The organism is Pseudaeromonas pectinilytica (assembly GCF_054780855.1).
Window position 1 is genome coordinate 1 of the sequence record NZ_BAAGVN010000181.1, and the last position, 853, is coordinate 853.

General features: G+C 39.2%; 1 protein-coding gene. It reads left to right on the forward strand.

Features of this window, described 5'->3' with window-relative positions:
* Positions 1-113 precede the first annotated feature (113 nt).
* Positions 114-770 carry a hypothetical protein gene (locus ACYVG7_RS10090; protein WP_460882995.1) on the forward strand — a complete coding sequence of 219 codons (657 nt, stop codon included), beginning with the start codon at positions 114-116 and terminating at the stop codon, positions 768-770.
* Positions 771-853: the final 83 nt, after the last annotated feature.

Consider the following 853-nt stretch of genomic DNA (forward strand, 5'->3'; position numbering starts at 1 on the left):
AGGAAGCATATGATCACAGGTGGAGATTTACGTCAATCAAGACTTGATATTGGTTATAAAACGTTCACGATCTCGCCCTGGGTCATGACACCTCCGTCATCAACCAAGGAATATTGAATGCTCAGCGGCAAGGACAATTAGAATATACTATTCCGGATGGTATTTATGTTGGTGTGGTGCATGGTGGTTATGTTGCGGGATTTACCATAAAAGGTAGTTCAGACAGTCAGTTGTGGCTATATGAACCAAGCTCTGGTTCTTATTTGCCGCCCTACAGATCCTATTCTATATATGCAGATGTACTGGATGGACTAACCATCAATGCTCCAGCACCCGCCTCTATTTATGCCGGGAATAGTATAAAGCGATGCAATATTTTTATAAAAAGTAGCTCCCAGATTTCAGATGGTGTTATTATATCACCGGTAGTGGATGGGAATAAGATAACAATTAGTAATTATGTTAATCAGCTATTTTCCATTAAAAAGGATCAGCGCATACAAAACAACATTATTGTAAATGAAAGTAATCCACATATGGCACTAATGGATGGTGAGTTTATGTCTGACTTTCGTATCACAATGTATAATAATACACTTGTTGGTGTGGCGATGATATATCCATCATGGCGTTTAAATGTGGATCTAGAGTTGAAAAATAATATATTTGTTGCTGCGTATGGGAGTGATGAAATATTGCCTTTTAATAATGATGGCTCTGGTCGGCAATCAGGGCGAGATCGCGAACATTTTTTAAGCAGTACAAGATGATTCCTGATTACCACCATGATTCAGCCCTTCAGGACTACACTTAAAGGGTTCTGTTCTGGAGGGTTAAATCATGGCCAGAAACA